We start from the raw sequence: 25,833 nt of genomic DNA on the forward strand, positions 1-25,833 counted from the left end.
GCGTGGCCCGTCCCTCCCGACAGACCGCAGCACCCTCGGGCCCCTCCAGTCAGGGGCCTCGTGTTCTTCTGCTCCTGTGCGCTTTGGCCCTCGTGCTCGTGGGGCTCGTCATGGTGTTCTCCGCCTCCATGGTGAAGGCCCTGGAAGCGGGCAAGCCCGCCAGCGACTTCTTCACCGACCAGATCGTCTTCGTCGTCGTGGGCGTCGTCATGGCCGCGGTGCTGTGGCGGGTGAACTACCGCACCTGGGTGGGGCCGGCGCTGTGGATCATCTGGGGCGTGGCCGTGGTGCTCATCCTGGCCACGGCCGTCATGGGCACCGACAACTACGGCGCCAAGCGCTGGCTCTACATCGGCAGCGTCGGCGTGCAGCCCTCGGAGTTCTGCAAGATCGCCTTCTTGCTCGTGGCCGTGCGGCTGCTTCTGGACTACCGCAGCGGCATGGTGGAGTTCCGCGCCTCCATGGTGCGCGTGCTCATCTTCCTCATCGTGCCCATCGCCATCATGTACCGCACCCAGTCCGACCTGGGCACCACGGTCATCTGCGCCGTGGGCATCATCGCCGTCATGTGGATGGGGGGCGTGCCGCGCAAGGTCATCGCCGCCGTGCTCGCCGTCTGCGTGGTCGGCGGCCTCATCGCCATCTTCGGCACCGGTTACCGCGCCGGGCGCCTTGTGTTCCTGGATCCGTGGAACGACGGGGAGGGGGGCTACGGCACCGGCTACAACATCATCCGCTCCTACTACGCCCTCTCGGAGGGCGGCCTATTTGGCGTGGGCCTCGGCAACTCCCATGAGAAGTTCCAGTACCTGTTCGCCTCGGAGAGCGACTTCATCTTCGCGGTCATCGGCGAGGAGCTGGGGCTCGTGGGGGCCATGGCCGTGGTGCTGCTGTTCTTCGGTGTCCTGTTCGCCGGGCTCTCCATTGCCGAGCGCTCCGACGACGAGATCGGCACCATGGTGGCCGGCGGCTGCACGGTGATGCTCGTCTTCCAGGCGTTTTTGAACATCGCCTGCGTCATCGGTGTCTTTCCTACGACAGGCAAGCCGCTGCCCTTCATCTCGGCCGGCGGCTCCTCTATGCTGGCATCGTTCATCCTGCTCGGGCTCATCCTGTCGGTGTCGCGCCCCGAGCGCGGCCCTTCGGTCTACGAGCAGCGCCGGGCCGATCTGCGCCTCGTAAAGCAGGAACGTGCCGAAGGGGGCCGTCCGCGGCCCTCCCGGGGCGTCGATCGCCCCGACCGCCCGAACCGCGCCGGGCGCCCTGACCGTCCGAGTGGAACCCGCAGTTCCGATCGCGGCCGCCGCTCGGCACCGAGTGGGACGGCCCTCTCGTCCCGCTCCCGATCCTCCAGGAGGTAAACCATGTTGGCAGTCGTCTCCGGCGGCGGTACCGCCGGCCATATCAATCCCGCCCTCGCCCTGGCCGAGGAGTTGGCGTCCCGGGGCTGGGATGTCCGCTTCGCCGGTACCCCCGGCGGGGTGGAGGCCCGGCTCGTGCCGGCCGCCGGCGTTCCGTTCACCTCCTTCGAGGCCTCCGGCTTCGACCGGGCCCACCTGGCCTCGCTGCCCAAGGGCGTGGCGAAGATCGCCGCCTCCACGGCCAAGGCCCGCCGGTGGTTCCGCGAGATCGAGCCCGACGTGGTGGTGGGCTTTGGCGGCTATGTGTCCATCCCCGTGGCCCGGGCAGCTGAGAAGGCGGGCATCCCGGTGGTGCTCCACGAGCAGAACTCGGTCATGGGCATGGCCAACAAGTACCTGGCGAAGAAGGCGGCCGCCCTCTGCCTCACCTACGAGTGCCCCGGCTGCGACCTGCCGGCTTCCACGCCGGTGCACCTCACGGGCAACCCCGTGCGCCGCTCGGTCATCGAGGCGGACCGCGCCAGCGGCCGCGCCCTGTTCGACCTGGCCGAGGATGATTTCATGCTCCTGGTCTTCGGTGGCTCCTTGGGCGCCCGTCACATCAACGAGGCGGTCTGCGCCCTGAAGGACGAGCTGCTCGCCCGGCCGCACCTCCACATCGTGCACATCACCGGTCCCAAGGAGCTCGACTCGGTGACCGAGGCGCTGGCCCTCACCCCCGAGCAGGAGCGCCGCTGGCACCTCATGGGCTACCAGGATCGCATGGGGGAGACCATGGCCGCCGCCGACGCCATCGTCTCCCGCGCCGGCGCCACTTCCCTCGCCGAGATCTCGGCGCGGGGCATCCCGGCCCTGCTCGTGCCCTACCCCCACGCCACGGCGGACCACCAGACCACCAACGCCCGGGCCTACGTGGAGGCCGGCTGCGCCTTCATGGTGCCCGACGGCGAGCTGGACGGCAGCCTGTTCGCCGAGCGCCTGGCCGCCCTCATCGACGATCCCGCCGTGCGCGAGGCCCAACATCGGGCGGCCTGCGGGCGGAAAACCGGCCAGGCGGCGGCGATGTTGGCAGATGTCGTGGAAGCCGAGGCCAAGGGCGGCTGCCGTGCTGTACAATAACTAAGTTTGAACAAGAGACGGCTTGAAGGCGGTTTGATATGAGCACGGACAAGCTCCACTTCATCGGTGTCGGCGGCGTCGGCATGAGCGGCATCGCCCGGGTCGCCCACGACCAGGGCATGGAAGTCAGCGGCTCCGACTTGAAGGAGAGCCGCTACACCAAGCAGCTGCGCGAGGCCGGCGTGACGGTGTTCATCGGCCAGGACGGCGCGAACATCCCTGCGGGCGACCCCCTTGTCGTGGTGTCCACGGCCATTCTGGAGAACAACCCCGAGCTCATCGAGGCCCGCCGCCGCGGCCTGAAGATCTGCCACCGGGCCCAGATGCTCGCCCATCTCGGCCGCGATCTGGACACCCTTGCCGTGGCCGGCACCCACGGCAAGACCACCACATCCTCCATGCTGGCTAGCACCCTGGATGCCATGGGCTGCGACCCCACCTTCCTCATCGGGGGCATCGTGCGGGCCTACGGCACCAACGCCCATTCCGGCACCGGCGCCTACTACGTGGTGGAGGCCGACGAGTCCGACAAGTCCTTCACCTACCTGTCCCCGGCCGCGGCCATCGTCACCAACATCGAGGCCGACCACCTGGACCATTACGCGGGCCTCGACGAGATCTGCGACCAGTTCCGCATGTTCATGGCCGGCGTGCGCGAGGGCGGCCCCCTCGTCGTGTGCGGCGACGACCCGCTTCTTGTGGAGGTGGCCCGCTCCACGGGGCGCGCCGTGACCACCTACGGCTTCGGCGAGGCGTGTGACGCCCGCATCACCGGCTGGGAAACGGCCGGGGTGGGTACCCGCTTCACCCTGCGCCTGCCCGACGGCACCGTGGTGGCGAGCCGCATCAAGCAGAACCCGGGCCTGCACAACGTGGCCAACGGCGCTGCGGTGCTCACCCTCATCGCGGCCCTCGGCCTGAACGTCGCCGAGGCCGCCGACAAGCTCGCGGAGTTCTCCGGCGTGCGCCGCCGCTTCGATCTGGCCGGCGAGGCCGGCGGGGTGACCGTGGTGGACGACTACGCCCACCATCCCACGGAGATCGCCGCCACCATCACCGCGGCGAAGGCCCTGGACTTCAAGCGGGTGCACGTGCTGTTCCAGCCCCACCGCTACTCGCGGGCGGCCCTGTTCACCGAGGTGATGCACGACGAGTTCGGCGCCGCCTTCGACGGAGCCGACAGCGTCACCTTCATGGACGTCTACTCCGCCGGCGAGGCGCCGGTACCGGGCATCACGGGCAAGACCTTCCTCGCCCCCATCATCGAGCACGGCCATCCGTGCGCCCGCTACGTGCCCCGTCGCATCGATGTGGTGCCCGCCCTCGTGGAAACCGCCGAGCCCGGCGACCTCATCATCACCATGGGCGCCGGCGACGTGACCGCCATCGCCCCGCAGCTCGTCGACGAGCTGGGACGCTAGGGGAGCCCATGGCCCGTCACGCCTCTCCGCTCCAGTCGCTGCTCGTGGACGATCGCTTCGATGGTGACGTCTATCCCAACGAGCCCATGAGCCGCCACACCACCTACCGCATCGGGGGCCCGGCCCGCTTCTTCGTGCGGGCGAACTCCATCGGGGCCCTCACGGGCCTCATCGACGTGTGCGCCGCCGAGGCCATGCCCTGGATCATGCTCGGCCGCGGCTCCAACGTGCTCGTGGCCGACGAGGGCTTCTCCGGCGTGGTCATCGCCCTCGGCCGCGACTTCCGCTCCTCGCGCTTCGAGGACGGCCGCTTCATGGTGGGGGCCGGAGCCACTCTGTCCTCCGTGGTCCAGGATGCCTTCCGCCGCAACCTCGGCGGTTTCGAGTTCGCCGTGGGCACGCCGGGCACCGTGGGCGGCGCTCTGCGCATGAACGCCGGCTCCCGGGAGGAGTGGATCGGCGAGCGCGTCGTCACGGTCACCACCTACCGGCCCGGCCGGGGCCTGTTGCGCCGTCGCGGCTCCGAGCTCGATTGGGGCTACCGCACGAGTTCCTTCGCTCCCGACGAGGCCATCCTCGAGTGCGAGCTGGCCGCCGTGCCCGCCGACCCCTTCCAGCTGCGCGACCGCATGGAATCGAATCTGGCCCGGCGCCAGCAGACCCAGCCTCTGGCGCTGCCCACCTGCGGCAGCGTGTTCAAGAACCCCGAGGGCGCCTCGGTGGGCCGCCTCATCGACGAGGCCGGACTCAAGGGGGCCAGCGTGGGCGGGGCCCGGGTCTCCGACGTGCACGGCAACTTCATCGTGAATGCCGGCAGTGCCACGGCCGCCGATGTGCGCGCTCTCATGGAGCACGTGCGCCGCTGCGTGCGGGCCAACTACGGCGTCGATCTCGTGCCCGAGGTGCGCCTCGTCGGCTTCGACGGGGCCGGCCGCCCCGGCCGCGAGGAGCGCCATGGCTAGGCGCGGTGCCAACAACCCCCGCTACAACAAGGGGGCGGCCCGGCGCATCGTCACGGCGTCCGATCGCGCCCCGCGGGCCGCGTCCCGCCCGGGCCGTCCCGCCCGGACCGCCCGCACTGCCTCGGCGCCGGTGCCCCGCACCGGTTCCCGGTCCGGAAGGGGTGGCCGCGGCTCGGTGAGCTCCGTGCGCCTGGGCGATCTGGACCAGGGTCGGGGGAGTGCCCGGCGGGGCGGTACGCCCCGCACCATCGCCCGACCGAAGCGCTCTCGCGGCTTCCGTATCTTCGTGGCCCTCGTCGTGGCCGCGGTGCTCCTCGGGGGCACCTACGGCTGCCTGTACTTCTCGCCGGCCTTCACCATCGAATCGGTGAAGGTGACCGGCGCCGACCACCTCACCAACGAGGAGATGGCCATCCTGGCCGCCGTGCCCCAGGGCACCACCCTGCTCAACGTGGACACCGGCGCCATCGAGGACAGTGTGGTGCGCGATGCCTGGGTGGAGAGCGTGCGCGTGAACCGCCTCTTCCCCAATACCTTGGAAATTGCCGTCACCGAGCGCAAGATCGCCGCGGTAGTGGACGTGGCGGCCGACAACGCCAAGACCACCCAGATGTGGGCCATCGCCTCCGACGGCATGTGGCTCATGGAGATCCCCGCCCGCGATTCGGAGCTGGGCCAGTCCATCAGCCCCCAGATCTTCGAGGACGCCGATGCCGTGCTGCACATCAAGGACGTGCCCTTCGGCCTCACGCCCGAGGTGGGTACCTACTGCACCGACGGGAACGTGAGCAACGCCCTGGCCATCCTCGACGGCCTGTCCACGGAACTGGCCGAGCAGGTCAAGACCGTATCGGCTACCGACGCGGCCTCCACCCTGCTCACCCTCGACAATGGCATCGAGATCGCCTTCGGCACCGCCGAGGACATTCGCGACAAGGAGCGCATCTGCCTGACCATCATGGCGGAGCACCCGGGCAAGGTGGCCTACATCAACGTCCGCGTCGTCGACCGCCCCACCTGGCGAGCCGTATGATGTTCCGCCCTTCGCGGCTTGTTCTGTCGTATTCATGGACGTGGACAATCCTTTAGCCGCGCCCATCGTTGCAAAGGGCACCTCATCGTGTACAATATCCCCACATAAAAGCCGTTCGGAAGAGCGGCCTTGTGGGCGTGCCGTCCGCGGTGCGCGAAGAACGATTGCAACGCAGCATTGAAACGCAGCTAGTGTGGAGGAAACAACAATGGCGAATATCCCTGGCGGAGAGCATCTGGCGGTCATCAAGGTCGTCGGCGTGGGCGGCGGCGGTACCAATGCGGTGAACCGCATGGTGGAGGCCGGTGTGCGCGGCGTCGAGTTCATCGCGGTCAACACCGACCGTCAGGCCCTGCTCATGTCCGATGCCGACAAGACCATCCACATCGGCGAAGAGCTGACGCGCGGCCTCGGGGCCGGCGCGAACCCCCAGGTGGGCTGCCAGGCCGCCGAGGAGAGCCGGGCGGAGATCCGCGAGGCTCTGGCCGAGGCCGATATGGTCTTCGTCACTGCCGGCGAAGGCGGCGGCACCGGTACGGGTGCGGCCCCCATCGTGGCCGAGATCGCCCGCGAGGAGATCGGCGCCCTTACCGTGGGCGTCGTCACCAAGCCCTTCTCCTTCGAGGGGCGTCTCCGTCGCAACCAGGCCGACCAGGGCATCGACCTGCTCTCCCAGAAGGTCGACACCCTCATCGTGATCCCCAACGATCGTCTGCTCGAGATCGTCGATAAGAAGACGTCCATGATCGATGCCTTCCGCATCTGCGACGATACCTTGCGCCAGGGCATCCAGGGCGTCACCGACCTCATCACCATCCCCGGCCTCATCAACCTCGACTTCGCCGACATCCGCACGGTCATGAAGGACGCGGGCACGGCCATGATGGGCATCGGCATCTCCACGGGCGAGAATCGCGCTCTGGACGCCGCCCAGCAGGCCACCTCTTCCAGCCTGCTCGAGTCCTCCATCGCCGGCGCCTCCCGCGTGCTGTTCTCCATCGCCGGCGGCCCCGACCTCACCCTGACCGAGGTGTCCGAGGCGGCCCGCACCGTGGAGGCCTGCGCCGACGACAACGCCAACATCATCTACGGCCAGATCATCGACGAGGAACTCCGCGATGCCGTGCGCATCACGGTCATCGCCACCGGCTTCAAGGTGGGCGCGGCCCAGTCGTCCATGGACTTCTCCCGCAAGGACCTGTTCGCCCCCACCGAGGCCCCGGCTCCCCAGCCGGTTCAGCAGGCCCCGGTCACCTTCAGCGCTCCGGCCCCGGCGAACCGCTTCGCCGACGAGGACTACATCCCCGACTTCCTGAAGCGCCAGCGCTAGGCCGCCGTCTTCGCCATGGCGCAGACGAGCCTGCCGCTGCCGCGGCTCGAAAACATGAATCTGGGCGCCATCCCGGTGCTCACCGACAATGCGCTCGCCCGCCTCACGGGCGTGCGCATTGCTTTTACGGGCCGTGAGGGCGGCGTGAGCGAGGGGTGCTACGGCTCCCTGAACCTTGGCGGCCATGTGGGCGACGACCTTGCGGTTGTGACCGAGAACGTTGCCCGGGCCGCCCGGGCCCTCGGCGTCGGTCCTGATGCGGTCGTGACCGCCAACCAGGTTCACGGCACCCGCATCGTCTCCGTGCGCGAAGCGGGCGCCGCTGCCCGCGAGGCCGCCCGGGCCGCAGCGGCCGAGGGGGCCGACGGCTTCCTCGTCACGGTGCCCGACACGCTGGCCCTGCTCTGCTTCGCCGACTGCACGCCGATCATTGCCGTGGCCCCCGACGGCTCTTTCGCCGTGGCCCATGGGGGCTGGCGCGGGTGCGTCGGCCGCATCGCCAGCGCGGCCGTCGTCGATCTCGCCGCGGCTGCCTCGGTGGATGCCTCCGAGATCAACGTGTACATTGGGCCTCATATCGGCCCCTGCTGCTTCGAGGTGGGCGACGACGTGGCCGCCCGGTTCCGCGATGCCTTCGGTCCTGCCTGCGTGGGGCCCGACGGGCGCCACGTGTCCATGGCCGCCGCCATCCGGGCCGATCTGGCCGCCATCGGCATCGATGGGGCCCGTGTGGCCGAGGCCGGCATTTGCACCCAGTGCCATCCCGAGCAGTACTTCTCCTATCGGGCCTCGGGCGGCCGCTGCGGCCGCCATGGAGCCCTGGCCTGTCGATTGGAAAGGTGATTCCCGTGAGCGTGGAAGACCAATACCGCCGCGTTGCCATCGAGGTGGCCGCGGCCTGCGAGCAGTGCGGGCGCGAGCCGTCCGACGTGCGCCTCATCGCCGTGTCGAAGACCGTCGGCCCCGAGGGCGTGGCCGCCGCCCTGGCGGCCGGCGCCCGGGACTTCGGGGAGAACCGCCCCGATCAGCTGGTGGCCCGGGCCGCCCAGTTCCCCGAAGTGCGCTGGCATTTCATCGGCAATATCCAGTCGCGGCGCATTCCCGATATCGTGGGGGCGGCTGCTCTCATCCACTCGCTCCACACCCTGCGCCATGGGCAGAAGATCAACGAGGCGGCCGGCCGTCTCGGCACGGTGCAGGACGTGCTCGTGGAGGTGAACGTCTCGGGGGAGGCCTCCAAGAGCGGCGTCGCCCCCCAGGAGGCCCTCGAGCTCGTGCGGGCGCTGGCGGTGCTGCCCCATCTGCGGGTGCTCGGCCTCATGACCATGGCGCCCCAGGGCGATCCTGCCGCCGCCGAGGCCGCCTTCCGGGGGCTTGCAGCCCTGGCGGGGGAGATTCGCGCCTCCCTGGACGGTGCGGAGGCGGAGGTCTTCACCGAGCTGTCCATGGGCATGAGCGAGGATTGGCCCTGCGCCATCGCCTGCGGCGCCACCATGGTGCGCGTTGGCCGTGCTATCTTTAGCGATTCTTTCGAGGAGTAGCGGCGAACCTGCTATGATGGTGGGTGGCTTACGGCAGGGCGCTCGCTTGCGTCCCTGAGACCTTATACGAGCAAGGGCGACTGCGGGTCGCCGCGGAAACGAAGCAGGAGGCCCCATGGACCTGAACGACGGCAAGCGCATGTTCGGCGATATCAAGTCGAAACTGGGTTTCGGTCGCAAGGACGACTATGAGGAGTACTACGACGACTACGAGGAGTACGACGACGAGGGGGAGGACTACGGCGAGTACGGCTACGACGAGAGCTATACCCGCACCTCGTCCCGCAGCTCCTTCGACCGCTACGACTCGGTGACCACCCGCGAGCCCGGTGCGCGCTCCGCGGGCCGCTCCACCATGCCGCGCCTCGTGTCCATCGACGATGTGCGGGCCCGCACCCAGGTGCCGTCCCTGCCCGATGACAACGCCGTCAGCTCGCGCCGCTCCTCCGGCTCCAGCTCCTTCCGCACCATGGTGGATTCCTCGCTGCCGCCCCAGATGACCCCCGAGGGCACCGCCGCCGCCTCCGCTGCGGCCTCGGCGGCCCATCAGGCCCGCTCCGAAGGGCTCAACTCGCTGTTCGAGCCCACGGCCCCGGCGCCGGCCGAGGAGCGCCCGGCCGCCCGCAGCAGCTTCACGGGGGCCAGCGCCTTCTCCGGCTCGCGCACGGCGCCCTCCCGCACCCTCAAGGTCATCAAGCCCGCGGCCTACAACGACGCCGAGGCGGTCTCCACGGCCCTCAAGCTCGGCGACGCCGTGGTGCTCTGCCTGACGGGCACGCCCGATGCCCTCTCCAAGCGCATCCTCGACTTCTCCTTCGGCGTGGCCAGCGCCCTGGATGCCAGCGTCGAGTGCGTGGGCAACAAGGTGTTCGCCCTCACCCGCGTGAACGAGCTGTCCGAGGCCGAGCGCTCGTATTTGCGCAGCCAGGGCCTCGTCTAGGCCGTCCCCTCCGAAACGGCCCGGCAACACCGGGGCCGCGAAGCGTTCTAAGGAGCTTTACCCATGCTAACCTCTCTCCTCGTCCGTCTGGCGGATGCGTACTCCATGATCATCTTCGTCTATGTGATGATGTCGTGGCTACCGAATACGCAGACGGGCATTATCGGCGACATCTACCGGGCCCTCGGGAAACTGTGCGACCCGTACCTGAATTTGTTCAGGAAATTGATTCCGCCCCTTGGAGGTATGGTGGACGTAACCCCCATCATCGCCTTGCTTGTATTACAATTCGGGGTACACTTGCTGGTAGTGCTCTTCTAAAGTCAGACGACCGGCATACAGACAACAACGGGAACGAGAAGGGCTAGGGTAACATTCATGGCTATCACCGCTTCTGACATCCACAATCAGAGCTTCTCCATCGATCGCAAGGGCTACGACGTCGACGAGGTCGATGTCTTCCTCGAGCACGTGGCCGACGAGATCGACGTGCTGAACGACACCATCGCCCACCTGCAGGCGCAGCTGGAGGAGGACCGCTTCAGCGGCTTCGACGCTCCGGCCTCCGCCACGGTGGCCATCTCCGAGACCGTCTCCACGGTGGACACCGCCGAGTTCGACGCCCAGCTCGCCCAGAAGGACGCCATCATTGCCGACTTGGAGCGCCAGCTCAACGACAAGCGCGCCGACGACAACGCCATCGCCCAGGCCCTCATCATCGCCCAGCGCTCCGCTGACGAGATCCTGGCCAAGGCCAACGCGAACGCCACGGAGACCATCCAGGACGCCCGCGATGAGGCTCAGCGCATCATCGATCGTGCCAACACCGATCGCCAAGACGTCATCGACGCCATCCGCAAGCTCCAGGACGACCGCGAGGATGCCCGCGAGGAGTACGCCGACCTGCTGAAGGACATCATCTCCGATGCCTCCCGCAAGCTGGCCGACATCGGTGCCAACGTGCCCGCGGCTGCCGCTGCGGCCGGCGACGGCGATTACGATGTGGCTTCCGGCATGACCGGCACCTTCGAGATCGACGAGTACGTGGCCCCCTCGTCCTACGTGACCCCGGCTGCCCCCGCGGCTCCGGCCGCCACCGGCATGGCCGTGGCCGCCGCCACGCCGGTCGCCTCGGCCTACGAGAAGGACCTCTCCGGCTTCGGCGACGCCGACGACTTCGAGTTCGAGGAAATCGATTAATCAGCCGAGAAAATCTCCCAGGTATGCAAGAACCGTCCCGAGGGGCGGTTCTTTTTATATTTCTCTTTTTGTCCTGCAGGTTCGCCCAAGGAAGTCAGCGAGGTTCCGACAGGCGCCTGGAATTCGCTTGAAAAACGGCTGAGCGTACTTTGGTACGCGAAGGTAAGTTTTGAATGCGAAGGGCAGGTGCCCGTCGGAACCGCAGCATCGGCCCCGTTCGCCGTTGCGTCAGCAACGGTGAAACAAGAGAGGCGAGCGGGCCTATAAGCCGGGTTCTGTCGGGGACGGCCATTTATCTCGAACGTGAGTCGCCTCGCGCCTCTAGCACGCAACCCGAGCGCACGGCGGGCCACCGTATGGCGCTCCTATTTGCGCTTGCTCCAGATGGGGTTTACCAAGCCGCGCTGTTGCCAGCGCGCTGGTGCGCTCTTACCGCACCGTTTCAGCTTTTCTCCCGTTTCGTGCGTGCCGCGCAGGCGACACGTTTCATGCGGGGGAGTCTTCTTTTCTGTGGCACTTTCCGTCGGGTCGCCCCGCCCAGCCGTTAGCTGGCATCTTGCCCTGCGGAGCCCGGACTTTCCTCGCACCCCGAAGGGCACGCGGCCGTCTGGCCCGCTCGCCTGTGGTATTGTAGCAGAAAGGACGGAACTTGCCAGAAGGGACTTTCGTGACCACCTACGCTCTAGTCGGCGCCTCGGATTTCAACGGCGCCCATTTCGTCGCCTGGGACAGGGAGGGCGCGTTCGACTGTGTGATCGCCGTGGATGGCGGCTTCGCATCCCTGGAGGCCCTCGGGCGCGTGCCCGATTTGGCTCTGGGCGACTTCGACTCGCTGAGCTATGTGCCCGAAGGCGTGCCCGTGCGCAGGTTTCCTCCCGAAAAGGACGCTTCGGACATGGAGCTGGCCCTGGAAGAGGTCGTGGCCCGCGGGGCTGCGGCCGCGGTGGTCTACGGGGCCCTCGGCGGCCGGCTCGATCACACGCTCGCGAATCTGTCGCTTCTGGCCTCGTTCGCCGAGCGAGGGCTGGACGTGGTGGCCGTGGGGGAGCGCGAGCGCGTCGCGCTGCTGGCAGGGCCGGGCGAGCTGCTGATCGAGGCGGCCGACGAGGGCATTGTGTCGGTCTTCTCGCTCACCGATGTGTCCACGGGCGTCGTGGAGGAGGGGCTGAAGTACGGGCTCGACGGCGTTGCGCTCACGAACCGCACGAGCTGGGGCCTATCCAACGAGTTCGTGGGCACCCCCGCCCGTATCTCCGTCGAAAGCGGCACCTTGGCCGTGTTCCTGCCTCTGTAGGGCCGCGGGCGCGGGGCCATTCCCTATACTGATATCACAACCGCATACCTGGGGAGCTTGCAGCCGCATGGGCGGCCGGGCAGGCTGAGAGGAGGCGCCGCATACGCCTCGACCCGCCGAACCTGCTGTGGGTAATGCCAACGAAGGGAGTTCCATGATCGAAGATCGCACGACCGCCGTACCCTGCGCCGCCTCGGGCGCACCCGTCACTCAGATCGATTATGCCCGAGCGGGCATCGTCACGCCCCAGATGGCCGCCGTGGCCGCCGCCGAGGGCCGCGAGCCCGAGGCCATCCGCGCCGCCGTGGCCACGGGCCGCATCGCCATTCCCGCCAACATTCACCACACAAGTCTGGCGCCGGGCGGCGTGGGCTCCACCTTGGACGGCGTGCCGCTGGCCACCAAGGTGAACGTGAACCTCGGCATTTCCGGCGATATGGCCGACGAGGCGACGGAGTGGGAGAAGGTGGCCGTGGCCCTGGATCTGGGGGCCGACGCCATCATGGATCTGTCGAACTCCGGCAAGACCCGTGCCTTCCGCACGAAGCTCATCGAGCAGTCGCCGGCCATGATCGGCACGGTGCCCATGTACGACGCCATCGGCTACCTGGAAAAGGCTCTCATCGCCATCACGCCCGAGGACTTTCTGGAAGTGGTGCGGGCCCACGCGGAGGACGGCGTGGATTTCGTCACCATCCACGCGGGCATGAACCGCCGGGTCATCGAATCGTTCAAGGAGACGGGGCGCCTGACCAACATCGTGTCCCGCGGCGGCTCCCTCATCTTCGCCTGGATGGAGGCCACGGGGCGCGAGAACCCCTTCTACGAGTACTACGACGAGGTGCTGGCCATCCTGCACGAGCACGACGTGACCATCTCGCTGGGCGATGCCATGCGTCCCGGCAGCGGCTACGACGGCACCGATGCCGCTCAGATCGCCGAGTTGGTGGAACTGGGGAAGCTCACGCGCCGGGCCTGGGATGCCGGTGTGCAGGTGATGGTGGAGGGCCCGGGACACATGGCTCTCGATGAGATCGCCGCCAACATGAAGCTGCAGAAGCGTTTGTGCCACGAGGCGCCCTTCTACGTGCTGGGGCCGCTCGTGTGCGACATCGCCCCTGGCTACGATCACATTACGGCCGCTATCGGCGGGGCCATTGCGGCCACCGCGGGCGCCGACTTTTTGTGCTATGTGACCCCGGCCGAGCACCTGCGCCTGCCCGATGCGGCCGATGTGCGCGAGGGATTGGTGGCCACGAAGATCGCCGCCCATGCCGCCGACATCGCCAAGGGCGTGCCCGGTGCCCGCGAGCGCGACAACCGCATGAGCGATGCCCGGCGCCGCGTGGCCTGGGACGAGATGTTCGACCTGGCCCTGGATCCGGCCCGCGCCCGCGCCGTCTTCGAGAGCGCCCCGCCCTCCACCGAGGGCACCTGCACCATGTGCGGCAAGATGTGCGCCATGAAAACAGTGAACGACATCATGGATGGACTCACTGTTTCGTTGTCCTGACGGACAACGAATTAAGCCGACGCTGTGGCTCCGATAGGCACCTGGCCTTGCCCCTTGTTTCGCACGCGGCGTTGGCCGAAGCCAACTTGGTGCGAAGGCGGGGCAATTCCAGGCACCTATCGGACCCTCGCTGACATGGGTTCAACCCGGGAGGTAAGAACATGTTCGATAAGAAAAACCTGAAGGCCGCGTTGCGCCTATACGCGGTGACCGACAATGCGTGGCTGGGGGAGCGTACCCTGGCCTCGTGTGTGGAAGAGGCGCTTGAGGGCGGTGCCACTTTTGTGCAGTTGCGCCACAAGGGGGCCGATGGGGACATGCTGCGCACGGAGGCCGCCGAGCTTCTGGCCCTGTGCCGGGCGGCCAGGGTGCCCTTTGTGGTAAATGATGAGGTAGAAGTGGCGCGGGCCGCAGGAGCCGATGGGGTGCACGTGGGCCAGGACGACATGGCCTGCGAGCGGGCCCGGGCGCTGCTCGGCCCCGAGGCCATCGTGGGCGTGTCGGTGCAGACGCCGGCCCAGGCCCGCGCCGCCGAGGCGGCCGGAGCCGACTACCTGGGCGTGGGCGGCGTTGCCGGTACGGCCACCAAGCCCGAGGCCGGCGTGCTCTCGCCGGAGGAGTTCCGCGCCATCGCCGCCGCGGTGAACATCCCCATCGTGGCCATCGGCGGCATCAATGGCGATACACTGCCGCTTCTGGCCGACCTGAACGTGGACGGCGCCGCCGTGGTAAGCGCCATCTTCGCCGCCGACGATATAGCGGCGGCGACTCGCGAGCTTTCCCGTATCATAGACGAAGTGCTGCCCCGTTAACCGAGGGGCGCGGGCCGCAAACCCCTGGCCGGGCCGCTTTTCGGCCGTCATCGAGAGAGGAAGACCAACATGCTGGGAGACGAGAACCATAACGACCTGGTGGACCTGGACGCCATCGACCGCGCGCGGTGCGCCCTGCTCGTCATCGACGAGCTGGGCGATCCCGCGGGCACGCCTCTGGAGGCGCTGCTGTTGCCCCCGATGCGCCAGACGGCCCGCTTGACTACGGCCGCCCGCGCCGCCGGCATGCCCGTCATCTTTTCCAACGACGCGCACCTGCCCGGCATCGACCGCGAGCTGGCCCTGTGGGGTAACCACGGCATCGCCGGCACGCCCCAGGCTCAAACGTCCCCGCTGCTGGACCCGCAGCCCACCGACTATGTGGTGGAGAAGCGCCGCTACAGCGGGTTCTTCCAAACGGGGCTGCTCCTGCTGCTGAACGAGCTGGGGGTGGACACGCTCATCTGCTGCGGCATGGACACCAACATCTGCGTGAAGCACACGGTGGCCGATGCCTACTTCAACAACTTCAATATCATCGTGGTGGATGACGCGACGGCAACCTTCCTCGTGGGAAACCAGGAAGAGGGCATCGAGTACATGAAGGTGTGCTACGCTGCAAAGGTCATCGATACCGATGAGGCCGTGAAGTTCATCGAAGGGTAGGCCCCCATGAAAGCAGTTCTCACCATTGCCGGGTCCGATTCCAGCGGCGGGGCGGGCATCCAGGCCGACTTGAAGACCATCGTCGCCCACCGGCTCTTCGGCGAGAGCGTCATCACGGCGCTCACGGCCCAGAACACCCTCGGCGTGACCGGAGTGCTCGATGTGGAGCCCGATTTCGTGGGTGCCCAGATCGATGCCGTGTTCGAGGATATCCGTCCCGATGCGGTGAAGATCGGCATGGTCTCGTCGCCGGCCATCGTCCGCGCCATCGCCGACGGCCTCGCGCGCCACGATGCCGCCAACATCGTCGTCGATCCGGTCATGGTGGCCACCTCCGGCTCGGCCCTCATCGCCGATGCGGCCGTGGATGCCCTCATGGCCTCGCTGTTTCCCCGGGCCGCGGTCATCACGCCGAACATCCCCGAGGCCGAAGTGCTCTCGGGCATGGCCATTGCCTGCGCCGCCGATGTGGAGCGGGCCGCCGACCTCATCGCCGACCGCATCGTGGCGGCCCGGGAAACGGCGCCCGACTTCGCTGACGGCGATGCGCCCATGCCCGCCATCATGGTGAAGGGAGGCCACGGGGTGGGAGAGCCCGACACGGCCGACGACTACCTGCGCCTGGCCCATGGCGAGCACATATGGCTGCGCGGGCCGCGCATCGAGACCTGCAACACCCACGGCACCGGCTGCTCCCTCTCCTCGGCCATCGCCTGCAATCTGGCCCAGGGCTTCGCCGTCGATGTGGCCGTGCGCCAGGCCAAGGCCTACGTGGCCGGAGCCCTGGCCGACGGGCTCGATATCGGACGGGGCAGCGGGCCGCTCAACCACATGTGGCAGTACGGCCCGGTGCCCTGCTAGGTTCGCGTTCGCGCTCCTCGTCATCGGCGGGGCCTCCGGCTCGCTTTCTCCTGTCTTCCGTTATCGGGTTTTCCGCGAAACCCCATCGGCCCCGCCTCGGCGGGGGCTCCTTTGTCTCTTCAACCTCTTTACAATGTAAAGTAAAGTCGCTATGATGCGCATTGCACTGTTAACTTTACAGTGTAAGGCCCGTGTGGCATTGAAGGAAAGGACGGGTCTGAGGTATCTGGCGAACCCGAGAGGCGGGTTCGGGGAGAGAAGGAGGAACCATGAAGGAGAGAAGCGTATCCCGACGCGATTTCCTGCGCGGCGCCGGCACCATGGGCATCGCCGCGGGCGCAATGGCCGCCCTGGGCGGCGCGGGCGTGGCGGTGGCCGCCGAAGAGGGCGCCGCGGCCGAGAACGCCTACGGCCTCGCGTACGAGACCAACTGGGTGCCCGTGAAGAAGGCCGCTTGCCCGGGTCCGTGCGGCCCGGTGGGATTCGAGGACCGCGAGATCGCCGCTGATGAGCTGGCGGCCACCGAGGATTGCGACATCGTCGTGGTTGGTGCCGGCATCGCCGGCCTCATGGCGGCCCTGAAGGGCGCCGAGGAGGGCGCCAACGTCATCTGCGTCGAGAAGATGACCAAGGGCCGCGGCTGCTTCGAGTGCTTCGGCGCCGTGAATGCCAAGTGCCAGGAGGGCACCGAGATCAACCCGACGCACCTGCTCGACGAGATGTACCGCGCCGCCTATTGGCGTGTGCGCCCCGAACCCACCCGTACCTATGTGGACCGCTCCGGCGAGGCCACCGATTTCTGGCAGGCCATGCTCGACAAGGGCGCCAACGGCTTCGTCATCAGCAAGGTGGAGCAGGCTCCCTCTACCAACGGCATGCCGGCTATGACCCAGCTCATCGATACCGAGCTCGGCTTCTACGACAGCCCCTGTCTGCCGCCCGATGCCGGTGTGCGCTCCGGCTACTCGGGCATCTACGTGTGCCTGGAGATGCAGGAAGTGGCCAAGCAGTACGACAACCTCCAGCTGCGCTTCTCCACCCCGGCCGTGCAGCTCGTGCGCGAGGGCGACCGCGTCACTGGCATCATCGTGAAGAATGCCGACGGCACCTACGGACGCGTCAACGCCGCCAAGGGCGTCATCCTGGCCACGGGCGGCTACGATGCCAACCCCGAGCTCATGGAAGCCTGGACCCGTCCCGAGGACTACGCCACCTCTAGCTGGTGGAATCCCGGTTGGGGCACCACGGGTGACGGCCACCTCATGGGCCTCAAGGTGGGCGCCCAGATGGATCCCTGCCCGCAGCCGGTCATGAACTTCCGCTGGGGCAATCCCGACTCGTTCTTCGATGCCCGCACGTGGAACGCCATCTACTTCGGCCTTATGATCAACCCCGAGGGCAAGCGCTTCGTCCGCGAGGACCTGCCGTTCCAGAGCGTGTCCAACGCCCAGAACGCCCAGCCCGGCTACGGTGCCGGCTGCTTCGAGGTGTTCGATGAGAACATGATGGAGGGCATGGCCGACGACGCCACCATCCAGGAGTTCAAGGACAAGGGCTGGCTCTTCGAGGGCGCCACACCCCAGGAGCTGGGTGCCGCCTGCGGCATCGACGGGGACAACCTCGCCGCCACCATCGAACGCTACAACAGCTTTTTCGAGAAGGGCGTCGATGAGGACTTCAACCGCGATCTCATGACCACCATGCCGTTCACGGGCAAGCGCTTCTTCGCCCTGACCACCAACAGCTGCGTGCTGGCCACGGTGGGCGGCCTTACTATCAACGGCGACTGCCAGGTGCTCGACACCGATGATGCGGTCATCGGCGGTCTGTATGCCGTGGGCAACGCCTCGGGCAATTTCTTCGCGGGCAACTACCCGCGTCATATTCCGGGAACGTCCATCGGCCGTGCCATCACCTTCGGCTATGTGGCCGCCGAGCATGCGATGAAGGGGGAGTAGTCCTATGAAGAAGAACATGATCAAGCTGGCCGGCATGGCCTGCGTCGTGGCCCTCTGCGCGGCTCTGGCCGCCTGTGCCCCGGCCGCCGAGCCCGCGAAGGACGCCGGCGCCGGTGACACCCATACCGAGATGGCAGATACGGGCGACGGCCTGTACGTCTCCGACGAGCAGTGCCTGTCCTGCCATGGCGGCTCCTACGACGCCCTGGCCGAGACCACGGCCGATTACGGCCTGTCGAATCCCCACGGCTCCATTCACGGCGGCCCCAACTCCTGCGTGAACTGCCACGCCCGAGATAAGGAGGTCACCGACAACCAGTGCGACAACTGCCACAGCTGGCCCCATAACCCCGAGACGGGTCCGGGCACCGCGCTTCAGGCGGTCTAGGGTCCGGGTCTGGATTTCGGATGGGAAAGAAAGCGGCGCGCCCCTCGTGGACGCGCCGCTTTTCTATACTTGCCCTATGAGAGAAACGCGATGGAGAAGGGAGTTGCTTCCATGGGACGTGCCCCGGCCGCCAAGGAGCGCCCGGCGCTCACGCGCGGCCATATTGTCCAGGTGGCGACCGAGCTCATCGAGCGCGAAGGCCTCGGTGCCTTCACCATGCGCGCGCTCGGCCGCGAGCTGGGCGTGTCGGCCATGGCGGTGTACAGCTACTTTGCTTCCCGCGACGAGGTTCTCTGCGCCGTGCTCGAGCGGTTCATGGCCACGATGGACACCGATCCGGTTCCTGGGGAGCGTTGGGACGACACCCTGCGCCGCACCATGACCTCCATCTACCGGGAGGGTATGGAGCACCCGCAGCTTTCCTCGATCGAGGTAGAATCCGTCGCCACTGTGGACGGCCTCGCGCGCCACACCGAGAAGATTGTCAATCTCCATCTATCCCAGGATATGCCGGAAGCTATTCTCAGCCAGGCATGGGCTATGGTGGATGCCTACCTCACCGGATTTACGGGTAACGCTATCGCCGCTGCGGCCGTGAGGGGGCAGCGGGAGGGCGTCGACGGGACGGGGGGCAAGGCTGGCGACTGCCGCCCCCTCTGGCAGCGCATCGTGGCCGACGCCTACACGGACGAGGCGTTCGCCAACGGCGTGGAGATCATCATCCAAGGCGTCAGGGCCCTTGCTGCCCCCGATCCCTGCAATTGGCGCACTCCTGAGAAGCGAGGGGCGAAGGGGCTGTGAGGCCGCCTTTCTCGCCGCGTCGTCGCCGTTCCCCGCAGATTCTGAAAAACATGAAATTGGGTCTTGACGGAAGGCTCTGCCATCATTAATATATTCACTTGCGCTTACCGCTTCGGCGGTACTTGCAAAGAAGTGTCGTTGGGGTGTCGTCTAATGGCAGGACAGCGGTTTCTGGTGCCGTATGTGAGGGTTCGACTCCTTCCACCCCAGCCATTTTAGCAAGTCGCACTACGTGGCTCCGTCGTCTAGCGGTTTAGGACGCCGCCCTCTCAAGGCGGAGGTCGCCGGTTCGAATCCGGTCGGAGCTACCAGGGAATTCGGGCCGGGAGGTCACCCTCCCGGCTTTTACGAAGCGCACCACGTGGCTCCGTCGTCTAGCGGTTTAGGACGCCGCCCTCTCAAGGCGGAGGTCGCCGGTTCGAATCCGGTCGGAGCTACCATGAACTTTCCGGGCCGCCTTCGGGCGGCTCTTTTCATGTGCAGGCGGCCTGGTGTCTCCCGAACGCGGGAGGGGCGGCCGCGGAGGCGACCCGCGTTGCCGAGCACTCGGGCATCCGCGCGGGCCGCGCCTGAGGGCCGGCAACGAGGGAGGAAGGGGCGTCCGTGGAGTTTCTCATCGTGTGCCCGCTGGCGCTCATCGCCGGCTTCGTCGATGCCATCGCCGGCGGGGGAGGGCTCATCTCGCTTCCCGCTTACTTCTTCGCCGGTCTTCCCGCCCACGCCGCTATTGCCACCAACAAGCTGTCGAGCACTCTGGGCACCGCTGTGGCAACGGTGCGCTATGCGCTCTTCGGCTATATGGTGAAGCGGTTCGTCGCCGTGGGCGTTGCGTGCGGTCTGGCGGGCTCGGTGGCGGGGGCGAATCTAGCCCTGCTCGCTGACAGCACGGCACTCATGGTGTTCATGCTCGCGGCCCTGCCGCCTGTGGCCGTGCTCGTGTTTCGCGCCAAGGACCTGAACCGCTTCTCCGAGCATCCGCTGTCACCGCGCCGGGCCCTTCTGGCCACCGGCGCCATCGCCCTGGCCGTGGGTGTCTACGACGGCTTCTACGGGCCGGGCACCGGTACCATTCTCATGCTGCTGCTCACGGCCCTCGGCCGCCAGGATGTGAAGTGCGCCGCGGGTACCACCAAGGCCATCAACCTGGCCACCAATGCGGCGGCCCTCGCCGTGTTCCTTGCCAACGGCCAGGTGCTCGTCGGCCTGGGGCTCGCCGCTGCGGCCTTCAATATCGCGGGGAACTGGCTCGGCTCCACTTTCTTCGACAAGAAGGGCGCCCTCGTCCTGCGCCCCGTCATGCTCGTGGTCATCGCCCTGTTCGCCGCCAAGCTCGTATCCGACCTCCTCGCCTAGGGCTTTCGCTATAATGCTTCCAGGTAGAGGCAGGAAGCAGGTCTATATGTTCTGGGATACCGTAAGAGCGCTCTTTGACCGTCTAGGTACTGTTCCGAAAGTGGCTGTCGCTTTCCTTGGATGCGGGCTCGCTCGCGCATGGCTTTGGTGGATGCTGTCCCTCGTCTGCTACTCCGATGCCTATCCCGCTTATACGAAGCATCAAGGGCACTTGCTCTTCGATTTAGGGGAAATACTGGGGTTTCTCCTCCTCTTCATCCTCGCTCGGCGTTTCGCCCCATTCTTCAAGCGCCCTTCGGTCGCGGCGGCTGCACTCACGTTGACGATCGGCACAAGCGCGCTCACTCTCTGGGCCCCCGCCCTTCCCATTGCTGATGGCTGGGCTATTGCGATTATTGTATTGGGCGGCGTTGGCTATGCGCTGCTCTTTCTCCTTTGGCTCGAGCTGTACGGTTGTCTTACCGCGCGTAGTATGTTGATAGCTTGGACGGGTTCCTACTTCGTCGCCCTTCTTATTTGGGGACTGGATCAGATCGTTGTTCCCGGAAGTCTCGATGTGGTTCTGTGCTTGCTGCCTGCGGGAAGCTTGCTCATGCTCTTCAAGGGATTCTGCTCGATCCCGTTGCCCAACCTCCCCGTCGCCATGACCCATTGGCCCGCCATTCCCTGGAAACTCATCGTCGCCCTCTCCGCCTTCGCTCTGGCATTCGGCATTGGCGATGCCGTTACTGGGCAAAATATGTTTACGTGGGTGAGCAAGGTGGGGATGGGTATACCGGAATTGCTCGTGCTGCTCTCTGCCCTGTTCTTCTATAGGCAGTTCAGCTTTAAATATCTCGTTACAGTGGCGGCGCCGTTTGTCGTGGCGGGCCTCATCGGTGCGTTCTTCGTGAGTCATCTGGGCATTTCGTCGTTTGTTCTCGTGAACGCAAGCAGTGAGATATACCTCATCCTCGTGTACGCTGTCGCGTGTATCACGGCGTACAAACTTAATATCTCTGCCGTGTACCTTGCGGGGCTTTTCGCTGGCCTATACAAGGTATTTCTGCAGGCCGGCAAGGGATTGGGGCTTGTCGTTGCAGGGCAACTTCATGACAGTGCGGCCTCCACGCCTGCTCTGGCCATCGTCATGGTTGTGGTGGTTGTCATCGCGAGCATCGTGCTCGTTCAGGATCGCAATGTCGTTGATAAGTTCAGTTGGCGCGAACAGAACGTCGATCCTCGCAATGCCACCTGCGCACGCATTGCCGAGGAGTATCGTCTCACACCCAAAGAGGGGCAGGTGTTTCTCATGCTTGCCCAAAAGCAGGACACTGCTCAGATCGCCGAGGAACTTTTTCTGGCGCAGAGCACAGTGCGTGTGCATACAAGCAGTATCTATAAGAAGCTGGGGGTTCACTCTCGTAAGGAGTTGGATGAACTCGTGGATCGCCAAATTCACTGACTCCTCCGTTGGCCTTTCGGCATGGCGCCAGACTCCGAAGGCCTGGCGCCATGTTCGCCGGCGTTTCGATGCCTTAGGCGTTGCAGTCAGACAAAATGGTTTCAGCTGCGATGATGCCGAAAGCGGAGGCGATGGTCAGACCGTTGCCGACCTGGTTGCCGAAGCATCCGTGTCCGGAAACGGCTCCTGCCGCATAGAGCCCCGGGATGGGTGTTCCTTTGTCGTCGAGCACTCTTGCCGCCGCATCGGTGCACACTCCGCCATAGGTGCTCTGCATGGCGGGTTTGACGAGGGCTGCGTAATAGGGCGGGTTTTGGAAGGTACTTGCAACCGTCGCGCCGAACTCTTCTTCGACATTACCTTCTCCGACGGCCTGCCATCGTTCCATGGTGTCAACGAAGGCGGTCTGCGCCTCGTCGCTTAAACCCATGTTGCCCGCCAGAGCTTTCCATGATTCTCCAGATGCGAAATAGCCAAGATCGTTGTAGTCGCTTATGAGCTTTTTCTCGTCGATGGTCTTCTGGTCGAAGATCGCCCACGCTTCTTGGTTCGGAAGAGTGAGCTCCACATCCGACTTCTCGTGAACGGTCGAGTCGGTCTCGTTGATGAAGCGCTTTCCCGTATTGTCGACAAGCACGGCGATGCTTTGGATGGCGGCAAGGGAAATAACGGCTCCGCTGTCTGTAATATGGCAGATGTTGTTCGCTTTTATGGCCGTCATGTTGCCAAGGGCGGCTCCGATGGCCTCGGCTGCGAGGATGCCGTCACCCATAGCCGAGGCAGAGCCGGAATGTGGCAGTCCGCAATAATCGCCGGCGTCGGCGTATGCGGTGAGCATTTCCTCGTTATTGCCAAAGCCTCCGCATGCGAGGAGGACGGCATCGGCGGATATCGCGTATTGTCCAGCTTCATTGGCAACGACAACGCCTGTAACCTCGTCGCCTGCTTGTGCTATAGAGACGAGCGATGTGTTCAGACGGTAGTCGATGCCCTTTGCATCCATTTGCTCGGAGAGGTGCTTGATGATATGCGTGCCAGGAGAGGAGCCGTCGATGGTGGTATTGGAGAATTTTGCGAACTTGCCAAAAGGAACCCCGATGCTGATATATGCATCCACGGCATCGCCGCTTCGGAGCGAGTAGGCGGTGAGGCAATCGATGTCGACGGGCAGTCCGCTTTTCTCCGCAGCACTCAACTTTGTATTGAGGTAGTCTTGCTCGGAGGCGCCCTCAATGTCATTTTTATAGACGGTGTATCCACCGCCGCCGGCGAGACCACTTGAGGCGAACATGGTATCGCCGCCGCCTAGGAATCCCTGCTTCTCGACGAGGATGACGTTAGCCCCCTCATCTGCCAGACGGGAGGCGGCGTTCATTCCCGCCGATCCGGCTCCGATCACCACGACGTCGCAGGCGCAGTCTTCGCATTCAGGAGTGGGGTAGTCTGCCGGACTCTCGAATGCCGAAATGTCTCCTGCTTGGCTGAGTGCTTCTTCGGCGGCGCTTCGCACTGCCATGCTCGTGAGGGTTGCTCCCGAGACGGTATCTACATTAAGCGTCTGATGCTCGACGATGTCGCCGAGTACCTTTTTCGCCGCATTCTCAGAAATAACGGCTGTCTCCGCGCTCGCTACCATGGCTGCCTTCACAACGCAGTTGTTTTTAACAGTAAGTTCGACGACTACCTCTCCCGCGCGGCCCATTGCGGCGCCCGTGTAGGTGCCTGGCATAAGCTGTGCCTTCTCTTGGGTCTGTGGTTTTGAACAGCCTGCTAACGCAAGGCCCGCGCCACCCAAAGCTGCTACTGTGCCCTTGATCAAGTTCCTTCTCGAGACGTATCCCTCCATTTTCATAGGGTCCCCTTTCGACGGTGAATGAGCGGCCTTCCGCTCGGTACGAAGGGGAGTCTAGGGAAATAACCGAAGCTTGGGTATTATCAGCGACGCTCATTTTTTCGCAATCGTCTAAACAGTTGCGCTTAGACGATTGCGATCAGGTAAAATGCAGTCGCGTTCGGCTGCGCTCTTCGCGAAGGCCAGCAGCGCCTCTCGCTCGTTGGGTACGCGCTCGTCGATGACGGCGTCTAGGGCCGCGTTCAGGATGCGTCCGATCTCGGGTCCTGCCTCCACGCCGAGCGCCACGATGTCGTTCCCGTTGACGGCCAGGTGCCTTACGCTGAACGCGGACTCATCTTCCAGAATCTGGCGCATCAGGGCCCGCAGTTCCTCGGCTGTATCGGCCCGGGGGGCGCAGAAGGGGGCCTGGGCGAGCGCATCGGCCCGCTTGATGTCGCAGAGCGCCTCGAACAGGTCGGTGCGGCCACCCAGGCGCCCGAGCATGCGCCGCACCGCCCGCGTGTTGGGGGGCACCACGTCATCGTGGATGCGCACGAGCACAGGTACGTCGCGCCGCAGCCAGGCGGGAAAGGGCAGGCGCCGCATAACGCCCTCGGCCAGCACGACGCTCACGGCGGCATGGCCGTAGAAGTGCTCCACGCGCCCGCCGTCGCGCTCCTCGAAGAAGGCGGCCGCCGGCTTGCCCATGTCGTGGAACAGCGCGCTCCAGCGCTGCAGGGGCCGAGGCGGCGTGCGCTGCACCGCCCAGGCCGTGTGTTCCAGTACATCATATATGTGGTACTTCGTCACCTGCTCGCAGCCCTTCATGGCCACCAGCTCCGGCAGCACGAAGGCCAGCACGTCCGCGGTCTCCATAAGCGCGTCGTGTACGTAGTCGCCGCACAGAAGGCGCTCCAGCTCGCGGTAGACACGCTCGCCCGACACCTTGCGTAGCAGGTGCTTCGACGCGAGCATGGCATCGAAGGTGGCCCCCTCGATGGCGAATCCGAGCTGCGAGGCGAAACGGCAGGCCCTCAAGATGCGCAAGGCGTCCTCGGAAAAGCGGCTCGTCGGATCGCCCACGCAGCGGATGACGCCGCGCTCGATGTCCGCCGCGCCCCCGAACGGGTCGATGATGCCGCGCTCGGGATGGTAGGCCAGCGCGTTCACGGTGAAGTCGCGTCGCAGCAGATCCTCCTCGATGGTGGCAGCAGGTGTCACCGCATCGGGGTGCCGTCCGTCGCTGTAAGTGCCGTCGCAGCGGTAGGTGGTGATCTCCAGCGGCTCGCCGTCGCGGACGACGGTGAGGGTGCCATGGGCCACTCCGGTCTCCACCGTGTCCCAGCCCTCGGTGCGAAACGCCTCCTGCACCGAGGTCCACGGCAGGCTCGTGGCCAGGTCGACGTCGTGAACGGGTCGCCCCAGAAGCGCGTCGCGCACACAGCCGCCCACGCACCATGCCTCGCCCCCGGCTCCCGCCAGGATGCGCAGCGCCTCGCAGGCGACCTCGGGTAGGGGAATCGCGCCGCCGTGCGCGGCGCCTGCCGGAGTGCCGGCCCCTGCAATGCGGAAGGGGCGGGCACTGGTGTTCGGGTTGCGATGGATGCGGGCCATAGGCGTGTCCTTTGAATAGGAGGAGAACCGTAAATACCCAGTATAGCGGTCTCTCTTTGCGAAAGGATTTCCGGCGCTATCGGATAAGAAAAGGTTTTCGAGAAATCTCAAATTGACCCCTTGCGCTTTCGGAAAAGACAGGTATTATGAACAAGTTGCCTTTTTTGGAAGTGCGAAAGGCAACCTCGTAAGCGTCCTTCGTGGCGGTCGACGAGAAAGCGAAGTTGTCAAGACTTTGTGAATGAGTTGACACCGATCGGAGAAGCGCGTAAAGTACTTCCTTGCGTCGCTCGCGAGAGACGGCGGCGGGCGAGGCCCGCGGAACCTTGACAACCGGATACTGAGGATGGAGTGCCCGAGAGAGATCTCGGGCGTCAGACGGACATTC

At 65.9% G+C, this 25,833-nt stretch carries 23 protein-coding genes, 3 tRNA genes and 1 other RNA gene; 24 read left to right on the forward strand and 3 right to left on the reverse strand.

Annotated features, from left to right (window positions below):
- Positions 1 to 2: 2 nt before the first annotated feature.
- The 11 genes from ACTOXK_RS07595 (at position 3) to ACTOXK_RS07645 (ending at position 10,907) form a co-directional block, all read left to right on the forward strand.
- The gene (locus ACTOXK_RS07595) at positions 3 to 1,361 is read left to right on the forward strand and encodes an FtsW/RodA/SpoVE family cell cycle protein (RefSeq protein ID WP_482278559.1); all 1,359 of its coding nucleotides are present in this window, start codon (positions 3 to 5) and stop codon (positions 1,359 to 1,361) included.
- A 3-nt stretch (positions 1,362 to 1,364) separates the two neighbouring features.
- Positions 1,365 to 2,480, forward strand: a complete 1,116-nt coding sequence (gene murG / locus ACTOXK_RS07600) for an undecaprenyldiphospho-muramoylpentapeptide beta-N-acetylglucosaminyltransferase (protein WP_482278560.1) — start codon at positions 1,365 to 1,367, stop codon at positions 2,478 to 2,480.
- Between the two features lie 38 nt (positions 2,481 to 2,518).
- A complete protein-coding gene (gene murC, locus ACTOXK_RS07605; RefSeq protein ID WP_482278561.1) occupies positions 2,519 to 3,901 on the forward strand; it encodes a UDP-N-acetylmuramate--L-alanine ligase in 1,383 nt (460 codons plus the stop codon).
- A gap of 8 nt (positions 3,902 to 3,909) precedes the next feature.
- Positions 3,910 to 4,863: a UDP-N-acetylmuramate dehydrogenase gene (gene murB / locus ACTOXK_RS07610; protein ID WP_482278562.1), complete on the forward strand. Its 954-nt coding sequence runs from the start codon at positions 3,910 to 3,912 to the stop codon at positions 4,861 to 4,863.
- On the forward strand, positions 4,856 to 5,896 hold the full coding sequence (locus ACTOXK_RS07615; RefSeq protein WP_482278563.1) for a cell division protein FtsQ/DivIB: 1,041 nt from the start codon (positions 4,856 to 4,858) through the stop codon (positions 5,894 to 5,896). Before murB ends, ACTOXK_RS07615 begins: the two co-directional genes overlap by 8 nt.
- Positions 5,897 to 6,104: 208 nt before the next feature.
- A complete protein-coding gene (ftsZ, locus tag ACTOXK_RS07620) occupies positions 6,105 to 7,226 on the forward strand; it encodes a cell division protein FtsZ (RefSeq protein ID WP_482278564.1) in 1,122 nt (373 codons plus the stop codon).
- A 15-nt stretch (positions 7,227 to 7,241) separates the two neighbouring features.
- A complete protein-coding gene (locus ACTOXK_RS07625; RefSeq protein ID WP_482278565.1) occupies positions 7,242 to 8,069 on the forward strand; it encodes a purine nucleoside phosphorylase YfiH/LACC1 family protein in 828 nt (275 codons plus the stop codon).
- 5 nt (positions 8,070 to 8,074) lie between these two features.
- Positions 8,075 to 8,767, forward strand: coding sequence for a YggS family pyridoxal phosphate-dependent enzyme (locus ACTOXK_RS07630; protein ID WP_482278566.1), 693 nt, complete (start codon positions 8,075 to 8,077; stop codon positions 8,765 to 8,767).
- A 115-nt stretch (positions 8,768 to 8,882) separates the two neighbouring features.
- Positions 8,883 to 9,707, forward strand: a complete 825-nt coding sequence (gene sepF / locus ACTOXK_RS07635; protein ID WP_482278567.1) for a cell division protein SepF — start codon at positions 8,883 to 8,885, stop codon at positions 9,705 to 9,707.
- A 63-nt stretch (positions 9,708 to 9,770) separates the two neighbouring features.
- Positions 9,771 to 10,028, forward strand: a complete 258-nt coding sequence (locus ACTOXK_RS07640) for a YggT family protein (protein ID WP_482278568.1) — start codon at positions 9,771 to 9,773, stop codon at positions 10,026 to 10,028.
- A gap of 57 nt (positions 10,029 to 10,085) precedes the next feature.
- Complete coding sequence (locus ACTOXK_RS07645) at positions 10,086 to 10,907, forward strand: DivIVA domain-containing protein (protein ID WP_482278569.1); 822 nt, start codon at positions 10,086 to 10,088, stop codon at positions 10,905 to 10,907.
- Between the two features lie 248 nt (positions 10,908 to 11,155).
- On the opposite strand, the gene rnpB is transcribed toward ACTOXK_RS07645, so the two are convergent.
- Positions 11,156 to 11,526: RNase P RNA component class A (gene rnpB, locus ACTOXK_RS07650), an RNA gene on the reverse strand.
- Between the two features lie 48 nt (positions 11,527 to 11,574).
- Between rnpB and ACTOXK_RS07655 the strand changes: the two genes are divergently transcribed.
- The 13 genes from ACTOXK_RS07655 (at position 11,575) to ACTOXK_RS07715 (ending at position 21,997) form a co-directional block, all read left to right on the forward strand.
- Positions 11,575 to 12,201 (forward strand): thiamine diphosphokinase, encoded by a 627-nt coding sequence (locus ACTOXK_RS07655; RefSeq protein WP_482278570.1) that lies wholly within the window; start codon positions 11,575 to 11,577, stop codon positions 12,199 to 12,201.
- Positions 12,202 to 12,355: 154 nt separating this feature from the next.
- Positions 12,356 to 13,714: a phosphomethylpyrimidine synthase ThiC gene (gene thiC, locus ACTOXK_RS07660; protein ID WP_482278571.1), complete on the forward strand. Its 1,359-nt coding sequence runs from the start codon at positions 12,356 to 12,358 to the stop codon at positions 13,712 to 13,714.
- 161 nt (positions 13,715 to 13,875) lie between these two features.
- Complete coding sequence (thiE, locus tag ACTOXK_RS07665; RefSeq protein ID WP_482279891.1) at positions 13,876 to 14,526, forward strand: thiamine phosphate synthase; 651 nt, start codon at positions 13,876 to 13,878, stop codon at positions 14,524 to 14,526.
- Between the two features lie 69 nt (positions 14,527 to 14,595).
- Positions 14,596 to 15,192, forward strand: a complete 597-nt coding sequence (locus ACTOXK_RS07670) for a cysteine hydrolase family protein (RefSeq protein ID WP_482278652.1) — start codon at positions 14,596 to 14,598, stop codon at positions 15,190 to 15,192.
- A 6-nt stretch (positions 15,193 to 15,198) separates the two neighbouring features.
- A complete protein-coding gene (thiD, locus tag ACTOXK_RS07675) occupies positions 15,199 to 16,053 on the forward strand; it encodes a bifunctional hydroxymethylpyrimidine kinase/phosphomethylpyrimidine kinase (protein WP_482278651.1) in 855 nt (284 codons plus the stop codon).
- Between the two features lie 269 nt (positions 16,054 to 16,322).
- Positions 16,323 to 18,011, forward strand: a complete 1,689-nt coding sequence (locus tag ACTOXK_RS07680) for an FAD-dependent oxidoreductase (RefSeq protein ID WP_482278650.1) — start codon at positions 16,323 to 16,325, stop codon at positions 18,009 to 18,011.
- A gap of 4 nt (positions 18,012 to 18,015) precedes the next feature.
- The gene (locus tag ACTOXK_RS07685) at positions 18,016 to 18,399 is read left to right on the forward strand and encodes a cytochrome c3 family protein (protein ID WP_482278649.1); all 384 of its coding nucleotides are present in this window, start codon (positions 18,016 to 18,018) and stop codon (positions 18,397 to 18,399) included.
- A gap of 90 nt (positions 18,400 to 18,489) precedes the next feature.
- Positions 18,490 to 19,200, forward strand: coding sequence for a TetR/AcrR family transcriptional regulator (locus ACTOXK_RS07690; protein WP_482279468.1), 711 nt, complete (start codon positions 18,490 to 18,492; stop codon positions 19,198 to 19,200).
- A 139-nt stretch (positions 19,201 to 19,339) separates the two neighbouring features.
- Positions 19,340 to 19,413, forward strand: a tRNA-Gln gene (locus ACTOXK_RS07695).
- Positions 19,414 to 19,434: 21 nt separating this feature from the next.
- Positions 19,435 to 19,511: transfer RNA gene (locus ACTOXK_RS07700), tRNA-Glu, on the forward strand.
- A gap of 52 nt (positions 19,512 to 19,563) precedes the next feature.
- Positions 19,564 to 19,640, forward strand: a tRNA-Glu gene (locus tag ACTOXK_RS07705).
- Between the two features lie 163 nt (positions 19,641 to 19,803).
- Complete coding sequence (locus ACTOXK_RS07710) at positions 19,804 to 20,553, forward strand: sulfite exporter TauE/SafE family protein (RefSeq protein ID WP_482278647.1); 750 nt, start codon at positions 19,804 to 19,806, stop codon at positions 20,551 to 20,553.
- 46 nt (positions 20,554 to 20,599) lie between these two features.
- Positions 20,600 to 21,997: a helix-turn-helix transcriptional regulator gene (locus ACTOXK_RS07715; protein WP_482278646.1), complete on the forward strand. Its 1,398-nt coding sequence runs from the start codon at positions 20,600 to 20,602 to the stop codon at positions 21,995 to 21,997.
- Positions 21,998 to 22,070: 73 nt separating this feature from the next.
- Here the strand turns inward: ACTOXK_RS07715 and ACTOXK_RS07720 are convergent, their stop codons facing one another.
- Both ACTOXK_RS07720 and ACTOXK_RS07725 read right to left on the reverse strand, forming a co-directional pair.
- Positions 22,071 to 23,849 carry an FAD-dependent oxidoreductase gene (locus tag ACTOXK_RS07720; protein ID WP_482278645.1) on the reverse strand — a complete coding sequence of 593 codons (1,779 nt, stop codon included), beginning with the start codon at positions 23,847 to 23,849 and terminating at the stop codon, positions 22,071 to 22,073.
- Positions 23,850 to 23,960: 111 nt separating this feature from the next.
- A complete protein-coding gene (locus tag ACTOXK_RS07725) occupies positions 23,961 to 25,445 on the reverse strand; it encodes a CCA tRNA nucleotidyltransferase (RefSeq protein WP_482278644.1) in 1,485 nt (494 codons plus the stop codon).
- Between the last annotated feature and the right edge of the window lie 388 nt (positions 25,446 to 25,833).

It is taken from the genome of Adlercreutzia sp. (genome assembly GCF_056795635.1).

Coding starts and splice junctions, on each gene's coding strand:
- thiE (WP_482279891.1), top strand. CDS start 13,876: ATGTTCGATAAGAAAAACCTGAAGGCCGCGTTGCGCCTATACGCGGTG.
- thiC (WP_482278571.1), top strand. CDS start 12,356: ATGATCGAAGATCGCACGACCGCCGTACCCTGCGCCGCCTCGGGCGCA.
- sepF (WP_482278567.1), top strand. CDS start 8,883: ATGGACCTGAACGACGGCAAGCGCATGTTCGGCGATATCAAGTCGAAA.
- murB (WP_482278562.1), top strand. CDS start 3,910: ATGGCCCGTCACGCCTCTCCGCTCCAGTCGCTGCTCGTGGACGATCGC.
- ACTOXK_RS07625 (WP_482278565.1), top strand. CDS start 7,242: ATGGCGCAGACGAGCCTGCCGCTGCCGCGGCTCGAAAACATGAATCTG.
- ACTOXK_RS07685 (WP_482278649.1), top strand. CDS start 18,016: ATGAAGAAGAACATGATCAAGCTGGCCGGCATGGCCTGCGTCGTGGCC.
- ACTOXK_RS07725 (WP_482278644.1), bottom strand. CDS start 25,445: ATGGCCCGCATCCATCGCAACCCGAACACCAGTGCCCGCCCCTTCCGC.
- ACTOXK_RS07670 (WP_482278652.1), top strand. CDS start 14,596: ATGCTGGGAGACGAGAACCATAACGACCTGGTGGACCTGGACGCCATC.
- ACTOXK_RS07715 (WP_482278646.1), top strand. CDS start 20,600: ATGTTCTGGGATACCGTAAGAGCGCTCTTTGACCGTCTAGGTACTGTT.
- ACTOXK_RS07680 (WP_482278650.1), top strand. CDS start 16,323: ATGAAGGAGAGAAGCGTATCCCGACGCGATTTCCTGCGCGGCGCCGGC.
- murG (WP_482278560.1), top strand. CDS start 1,365: ATGTTGGCAGTCGTCTCCGGCGGCGGTACCGCCGGCCATATCAATCCC.
- ACTOXK_RS07615 (WP_482278563.1), top strand. CDS start 4,856: ATGGCTAGGCGCGGTGCCAACAACCCCCGCTACAACAAGGGGGCGGCC.
- ACTOXK_RS07640 (WP_482278568.1), top strand. CDS start 9,771: ATGCTAACCTCTCTCCTCGTCCGTCTGGCGGATGCGTACTCCATGATC.
- ACTOXK_RS07720 (WP_482278645.1), bottom strand. CDS start 23,849: ATGAAAATGGAGGGATACGTCTCGAGAAGGAACTTGATCAAGGGCACA.
- ACTOXK_RS07690 (WP_482279468.1), top strand. CDS start 18,490: ATGGAGAAGGGAGTTGCTTCCATGGGACGTGCCCCGGCCGCCAAGGAG.
- ACTOXK_RS07645 (WP_482278569.1), top strand. CDS start 10,086: ATGGCTATCACCGCTTCTGACATCCACAATCAGAGCTTCTCCATCGAT.
- ftsZ (WP_482278564.1), top strand. CDS start 6,105: ATGGCGAATATCCCTGGCGGAGAGCATCTGGCGGTCATCAAGGTCGTC.
- murC (WP_482278561.1), top strand. CDS start 2,519: ATGAGCACGGACAAGCTCCACTTCATCGGTGTCGGCGGCGTCGGCATG.
- thiD (WP_482278651.1), top strand. CDS start 15,199: ATGAAAGCAGTTCTCACCATTGCCGGGTCCGATTCCAGCGGCGGGGCG.